Origin of the sequence: Streptomyces sp. NPDC021115, from assembly GCF_044333065.1 — a bacterium.
Classification (GTDB): domain Bacteria; phylum Actinomycetota; class Actinomycetes; order Streptomycetales; family Streptomycetaceae; genus Streptomyces.
In genome coordinates this window covers 44603-52004 of the sequence record NZ_JBIRQF010000035.1, presented here as the reverse complement: position 1 = coordinate 52004, position 7402 = coordinate 44603, and the positions used below count along the sequence as shown (strand labels likewise).

The window sequence follows — 7402 nt, the reverse complement described above, 5'->3', positions numbered from 1 at the left end:
ATCGGTGAGGGTATCCCCGGGCTGCGGGTGTATGTCCTCGACGCACACCTGCGGCCGGTTCCGGTGGGTGTGCCCGGGGAGATGTACGTCGCGGGTGTGCAGTTGGCGCGGGGGTATTTGAACCGTCCGGGGTTGACGGCGGAGCGGTTTGTGGCGTGTCCGTTCGGGGGCCCGGGTGAGCGGATGTACCGTACCGGTGACCTGGCGCTGTGGCGTAGGGACGGGACGCTGGAGTATCTGGGCCGCACCGACGATCAGGTGAAGGTCCGCGGTTACCGGATAGAGCTGGGGGAGATCGAGGCCGCGCTGCTCGACCAGCCGGGTATCGCTCAGGCCGCCGTGATGGTCCGTGAGGACGTTCCCGGGGACAAGCGGATCGTCGGCTACGTCGTGCCGAGTGCCGGCACCGACGGCACGGATGGCACCGGCGTCGACACGTCGGAGGTCAGGGCCGGTCTGGGGGCGGTGTTGCCGGAGTACATGGTGCCGTCCGCGATCGTTGTGCTGGATGCGTTGCCGTTGACGGTGAACGGCAAGCTGGACCGGCGGGTGCTGCCGGCTCCGGACCACACCGCTGCCGTGGAGGTGTCCTATCGGGCGCCGCGGACGGCGGACGAGCGGCTGGTGTGTGAGGTCTTCGCCGAGGTCCTCGGCCTGGAACGGGTCGGCATCGACGACAACTTCTTCAACCTCGGCGGACACTCACTCCTGGCGGTGACACTCGTCGAGCGCCTGCGCACGACGCTCGGAATCGCTCTGGAGATCCGGAACCTCTTCGAGACCCCAACGGCCGAGTCCCTCGTTCGCGGCCTGAGCCGGCCGTCGGGCGTCGACGGGCTCAAGGTGCTGCTTCCGCTTCGAGCGAATGGCGCCCGGGCACCATTCTTCGCGATGCACCCTGCCGGTGGCCTCAGCTGGTGCTATGCGCCACTGACCGGGATCATGCCCGAGGAATGGCCGCTGTACGGCCTTCAGGCACGCGGTCTGAGCGAGGAGGGTGCGCTGCCCGACTCCGTCAAGGAGATGGCCGCAGACTACGTGGCGCAGATCCGCAGGGTGCAGGAGTCGGGTCCGTACCACTTGCTGGGCTGGTCCCTGGGAGGTGTCGTCGCGCACGAGATGGCGGTGCAACTGCAGGAGGCTGGTGAGGAGGTCGCCGCGCTGGTCGTGCTCGACGCCTATCCGTCGGTCAGGCTGGAGCAGGGTGTTGATCAGCCCGAGCAGCCCGATGATGTTGACTGGACGGACGCTGTCCTGCGGGTCGCCGAGCGCTTTGGGATCGACCTCTCAGACAAGGAGCTCGCAGTGGCCCAGGGCGTGCGATCCAACAACGTCGCCATCGCGACCACGCACGTTCCCGGTACGTTCCAGGGCGACTTGATCCACGTGGCGGCGCTGCTGGACAAGCCGGAGGGGGCGCCGCTCGGGGCCAGGTGGGAGCCGTACCTCACCGGGGAGGTGGTACAGGCCACCCTGCCGTGCCAGCACCACGAGCTGGCCCAGCCGGAGGCGCTGAGTGCGGCCTGGGACGCGGCGATCCGATGGTTGGAGCGCTGAGTGGGTGTTCTGCGAGTCGTCGTGGCCAGTTGTCCGGTTTGGGGGGGGGTGCGGACGGCTTCTGAGGTGTGCTGGAGGCGTGGCTGGGCGGCAGCCGTACCCGAGTGATCTGTCGGACGAGGCGTGGGAGTTGATCCGGCCGGTCATCACGGCCTGGAAGGGGCAGCACCGCTCGGTCAGCGGCCATGAGGGCCGGTCCGGGATGCGGGAAATCGTCAACGCGGTCCTGTACCAGGCCCGGGTGGGCTGTCAGTGGCGCTATTTGCCGCACGACTTCTCGCCGTACACCGCGGTGTACTACTACTTCGGGCTCTGGGCGCGACGACGGCACCGACCAGACCATCCACGATCTGCTGCGCTGGCAGGTCCGCGAGTCGAAGGGCCGACGCGAGGACCCGTCCGCGGTCGTGATGGACTCCCAGACCGTGCACGCCTCGCTCACGCCCAAGGAGACGACCGGCCTGGATCCGGGCACGAAGAGCCGGGGTCGCAAGCGCGGCAGCGCCACCGATGTTCTCGGTCTGCTCATCGCCGTGATCGTGATCGCCGCGAGCATGCACGACAACACCGTCGGGATCGCGCTGCTGGACAAGGTGGCCGCCGACAACCCGAGCGTGGTGAAGAGCTGGGTCGATGTCGTGGGCATCGACGACCGCCGCAGACGGCTGTCCACGGCGGCCCGTGACAGCGCTCAATTGTGTCTCGAACCGCTTCTGCACCAGTGTGTGATGCTGAGCCTGTGACGGCGGGTGACAGTCCGGCCGCCCCTATATCCGGGTGGCCGGCGGCCGTCCCACCGTCTTCTTGCCGACGACCGACCTTCTCGGCGAGTTACATCCCGGAAGCTAGAGTCGTAGGGACCCATGAGGGATGCCCTTAGATGATCGCCCCAGCGACAGGTTGCAGCTTAACCGGTGTGTTTGGTGCGACCCGCGATGACACCCCAGCTCAGACGGTGTCGATCCCGCGCCCGTGGTCGGATTCAGGTCGTTGCGACGCATTGACCGGGGAGGTGCTGACGGGTAGGTGAGCGGGCTGGACAAAGGAGCTGGCCGGCAGACCGCAGACCTGCACTCATCTCCAGGCTGCTCGTTGAGGTTGATCGTGCGGGCGTCTAGGTCTGTACCTAACGGCGGTTGCTGGAGACGTACCGGGGGTAGGGGGCCGGGCGGGTCCGGGAGCGGGGGAGGCCGTCGCGTGGTGTTCCCGTGAAGCTCCCCTGTGGACAATATGGGGATGAGCCAGCAGGGGGACGACCGACGCCGTCACGAAAACGACTGGTGGGGCGAGTTGTACGACCCCGCGCGGGCCGACGCGGGGCCCGCCGCCGCTGCCGACTCGGTGGACGAGCGCTTCGACTCCGCGTCCCGCACGCTCGGCAGCAGACGGCCGGCGGGTGGGGACCAGAGGCCCGCCGCGGGGGCGCCCTGGGGCGCGCCGGAGAGTGAGCCGGGCGGTGCCGCGCCGGGGCCGGACGGCGGCGCGGGAGGCGGCCCGCAGGGGCGGCGGCCTTCCGAGGGCGGCGACGGCCCCGGCTCCGCGTCGCGTCCTGAAGGCGGTCCCGGCGCGGCATCGCCTTCCATGGGCGCCTCCGGCCCAGCAGTGCCACCCTCAGCCCCCGAAACCACGAGCCCGTCCCGGCCCTGGCGGGCCGTCGCGGCGCGGTTCGTCGGGAGTGAGCCGCCCGTCTACGAGGCCGAGCCGACCACCCTGCCCGTCGCCGACCCCGAAGAGCTCGGCGACACGGTGCCGGACACCGTGCTGGACGGGGCGCGCTACGGGACGTTCACGCTGCGGGCCGTATCGCTGCGCGGCGACGCGGCGCGGTCGCGTGGCGAGCCGCGGCGGGACGCGCTGCTCACGGCCCGGTTCGGGACCGGGGACGGCGCCCTGGTCCTGGTGGCCGTGGCGGGCGGCGCGGCCGTGGCGTCGGCGGACGCGGCGCGGGAGCTGTGCGACTGGATCGGTACGGCCGTCGGCCGCAGCCACGCACGGCTCGCGGAGGACATCCGGGCCGCCCGGCGCGGCGCGCTCAAGTCCGGGCTGCACCGGCTCACCGACCGCGGCTACGGGCGGTTGCGCACCCGCGCCGCCGAACTCGGCGTCGAACCGGCCGCGTACACCGCCCCGGTGCGCTGTCTGCTGCTGCCCGCCCACCCGGAGTGCCGGGTGCGGGTGTTCTTCGGGGCGGGCGACGGCGGGCTGTTCCGGCTGCGCGACGGCGCCTGGCAGGACCTGGAACCGGGCGCCGGGGATAACGACACCGTCGGCGGGCCCGTGCTCGGCTTCGGCGCCGGGCGCCCGTCCATCCCCGAAGCGGCCGCCCCCGAACCACCAGCCCCGGAGCCGACCTCTCCCGCGCTGCCCGCCGACTGGGAAGCCGCCCCGCGCGACGACACCCCACCCGCCGTCGGCCCGTTCCGCTTCCGCGCCTCCGTCGCCCGTCCGGGTGACACCCTGCTGCTGTGCGGCACGGGCCTCGCCGAGCCGCTGCGCGCCGAGCGCGCGCTCGCCGCCCACTTGGCGGAACGCTGGGCGGCGACCGAACCGCCGGGGCTCGCCGGGTTCCTCGCCGACGCCCAGGTGGGGGTGAAGGGGTACGCCGACGACCGTACGGCGGCGGCCGTCTGGGAGGCGTGAGATCCCTGGGAGGCGTGAGCGCCCCGTCCATGGGTTGATGGAACCCGGGGCGACAGCGACCGCAGGGACGAAAGGCGCCGCGATGGGCAAGCAGACCGTGGCCGAGCAATTCGTGGACATCCTGGCCCGCGCCGGGGTGCGGCGGCTGTACGGGGTGGTCGGCGACAGCCTCAACCCCGTCGTGGACGCGATCCGCCGCAACTCCGCCATCGACTGGATCCAGGTGCGGCACGAGGAGACCGCCGCGTTCGCCGCGGGCGCCGAGGCCCAGCTCACGGGCACGCTCGCCGCCTGCGCCGGCTCCTGCGGCCCCGGCAATCTGCACCTGATCAACGGGCTGTACGACGCCCACCGCTCCATGGCCCCGGTCCTCGCCCTCGCCTCGCACATCCCCAGCAGCGAGATCGGCACCGGCTACTTCCAGGAGACCCACCCCGACCGGCTGTTCCGCGAGTGCAGCCACTACAGCGAGCTGATCTCCAGCCCCCAGCAGATGCCGCGGGTGCTCCAGACCGCGATCCAGCACGCCGTCGGCCGCCGCGGCGTCAGCGTCGTCGCGCTCCCCGGCGACATCGCGGCCCGCCCGGCGCCCGAGCGCGCCGAGGAGCACGCGCTGGTGACCTCACGCCCCACCGTGCGCCCCGGGGACGAGGAGATCGACGCACTCGCCCGCATGGTCGACGCGGCTGACCGGGTGACGCTCTTCTGCGGCAGCGGCACCGCCGGAGCGCACGAGGAGGTGATGGCCTTCGCCGAGCGGGTGAAGGCGCCGGTGGGGCACGCGTTGCGCGGCAAGGAGCACATCCAGTACGACAACCCGTACGACGTCGGCATGAGCGGACTGCTCGGCTACGGCGCGGCCTACGAGGCCACCAACGAATGCGACCTGCTGATCCTCCTGGGCACCGACTTCCCCTACAACGCCTTCCTCCCCGACGACGTCCCCACCGTCCAGGTCGACGTCCGCCCCGAGCACCTGGGCCGCCGCTCCAAGCTCGACCTGGCCGTCTGGGGCGATGTCCGCGAGACGTTGCGCTGTCTGACCCCGAAGGTGCGCCCCAAGACCGACCGCCGGTTCCTGGACCGGATGCTGAAGAAGCACGCGGAGGCGCTGGAGGGCGTGGTCAAGGCGTACACCCGCAAGGTGGACAGGCACATCCCGATCCACCCGGAGTACGTGGCCTCGGTCCTGGACGAGGAGGCCGCCGCCGACGCGGTCTTCACCGTTGATACCGGGATGTGCAACGTATGGGCGGCCCGCTACCTCACCCCCAACGGCCGTCGCCGGGTGATCGGTTCGTTCACCCACGGCTCGATGGCCAACGCGCTGCCGCAGGCGATCGGCGCCCAGTTCCTCGACCGCCGCCGCCAGGTCATCTCGATGTCCGGCGACGGCGGATTCACCATGCTGATGGGCGACTTCCTCACCCTCGTCCAGTACGACCTGCCGGTGAAGGTCATCCTCTTCAACAACTCCTCCCTCGGCATGGTCGAACTGGAGATGCTGGTCTCGGGCCTGCCCGCGTACGGCACCGGCAACCGCAACCCCAACTTCGCCCAACTCGCCCGCGCCGCCGGGGCCTACGCCGAGCGCGTCGAGAAGCCCAAGCACCTCCGTGCCGCGCTGCGCACCGCCCTGCACCACAAGGGCCCGGCACTGGTCGACATCGTCACCGACCCCAACGCGCTGTCCATCCCGCCGAAGATCAGGGCCGAGATGGTGACCGGGTTCGCCCTGTCGGCCAGCAAGATGGTGCTGGACGGCGGCGTCGGCAGGATGGTCCAGATGGCCCGCTCCAACCTGCGCAACGTGCCCCGTCCCTGACCCTTACATCTGATCAGCGGGTCTGCCAGGCACAGCTGCCGAGCGTGGCCCGCCCCTTCTCCACCAGCGGATCGGCGACCTCGGCGGGTGGCATCGCGCTGTGGCCCCGGTAGCAGACGACGGTGCGGTCCTGATACCCGGCCAGGTCGACGAGGATCTGGTCCCAGTGCCGGTACTGCACGTCATGCCCCGAGTCGGCATAGCCGCGCACGACCGGATCGCCGGGCAGATGGTCCTTCCAGGTCCCGACCGCGCTCGGCGGCACGGTCGTGTCCTTCTTCCCGCTGTAGACGATGACGGGCGCCGTCAGCTTCGACAGATCCGGCCCGGGCCGCTCGCAGTACAGCTTCTGCTCGTGCACCTGCGGCCCGGGGTCGGCCTTCTGCCCGCGCTGGTTGTAGGTGCGGGCGCCGTCCTCGTACGCGGTGTCGGCGAACCCGGGCACCCGCTTGGTCGGGCTGTCCTCCGGAAGCGCCCACCAGATGCGCGGATCCGCGATCTGCTTCTCCAGCGACTCGCCCAGCTCCTCGTCGGACATCGAGCAGTACGACGGCTTGGCCCCGTACGGTGGCAACGCTGCGGCCAGATGCAGCGACTGCACACGGTCCGGCGCCCGGGAAGCCAGCTCGGCGGCGTAGGGCCCGCCACCCGAAATGGCGATTACGCTGACCTTGCGCACCCCGACGCGGTCCAGCGCCTGAAGCGCGTCCTTCACGAAGTCGGCCTTCCCCAGGCCCTTGTCGAACTCCGTGTCCCCGAAGCCATTGCGCTCGACCGATATCAGCCGCAGCCCCAGGGACTGCCGCGTGCTGCGCAGAAAGTCCGTCATGTGAGCCGCCCGCGCGCTGGTCCCCGTGCCCCCGATGTACAGCACCGGCTTCCCGTCCCGGGGACCCTCGTCGATGTAGTGCGCGGTGCGCCCCGAATCCAGCTTCATCGCCCGCACCTCGGGCCCGAGCGAGTCGAACTCGTCCTGAATGCGCACCCGGTGAACATCGGTGGCGCGGGGCTCTCGCGGCGACGTGGCGACGGCGCTGCCACTCACGGCCCCGGAGCCGGTGAGCAGGAGGGTCGCGGTGGCGGTGGCGACGATACCGGTGACAAGCGGTCTGGGCACGTATCTCTCCTGGCCGTATGCGGTGGGACGAACGCCTCCTTACCCGTCCCGTGCGAAAAGACTCCTCACGCAGGGGAGGCGTGCGAAAACCAGTGGAGCGGCGCCGCTGGGCGCCATTACCGTGCTGCCGAACCAAGTCGTCTGGCCAAGGACGTGCCGTTGTACACCCTGTGAGACCTCCCGAGCGCTGATCGGTTGCGCGTCGCGCATGCGCGCCGCGCTGCTTTTTGCTGCGGACTTCTCACTGAAACCGGTGTACTTCT

Annotated in this window: 5 protein-coding genes and 1 pseudogene; 5 read left to right on the top strand and 1 reads right to left on the bottom strand. The window is 70.8% G+C overall.

Annotated features, from left to right (window positions below; translation table 11 throughout):
- From ACH4TL_RS45045 to ACH4TL_RS45025, 5 genes and pseudogenes are all read left to right on the top strand, one after another.
- A partial coding sequence (locus ACH4TL_RS45045; protein WP_398331491.1) for a thioesterase domain-containing protein occupies positions 1 to 1557 on the top strand: 1557 nt, incomplete at its 5' end.
- Positions 1517 to 1822: pseudogene (locus ACH4TL_RS45040) on the top strand (transposase); the annotation flags it as partial. The gene ACH4TL_RS45045 and the pseudogene ACH4TL_RS45040, both read left to right, overlap by 41 nt.
- A 145-nt stretch (positions 1823 to 1967) precedes the next feature.
- Positions 1968 to 2300, top strand: coding sequence for a transposase (locus tag ACH4TL_RS45035; RefSeq protein WP_398331503.1), 333 nt, complete (start codon positions 1968 to 1970; stop codon positions 2298 to 2300).
- 493 nt (positions 2301 to 2793) lie between these two features.
- A complete protein-coding gene (locus ACH4TL_RS45030; protein ID WP_398331488.1) occupies positions 2794 to 4197 on the top strand; it encodes a protein phosphatase 2C domain-containing protein in 1404 nt (467 codons plus the stop codon).
- A gap of 82 nt (positions 4198 to 4279) precedes the next feature.
- Positions 4280 to 6022: a pyruvate dehydrogenase gene (locus ACH4TL_RS45025; protein ID WP_398331485.1), complete on the top strand. Its 1743-nt coding sequence runs from the start codon at positions 4280 to 4282 to the stop codon at positions 6020 to 6022.
- Between the two features lie 13 nt (positions 6023 to 6035).
- Here the strand turns inward: ACH4TL_RS45025 and ACH4TL_RS45020 are convergent, their stop codons facing one another.
- A complete protein-coding gene (locus ACH4TL_RS45020) occupies positions 6036 to 7139 on the bottom strand; it encodes an alpha/beta fold hydrolase (protein WP_398331482.1) in 1104 nt (367 codons plus the stop codon).
- Between the last annotated feature and the right edge of the window lie 263 nt (positions 7140 to 7402).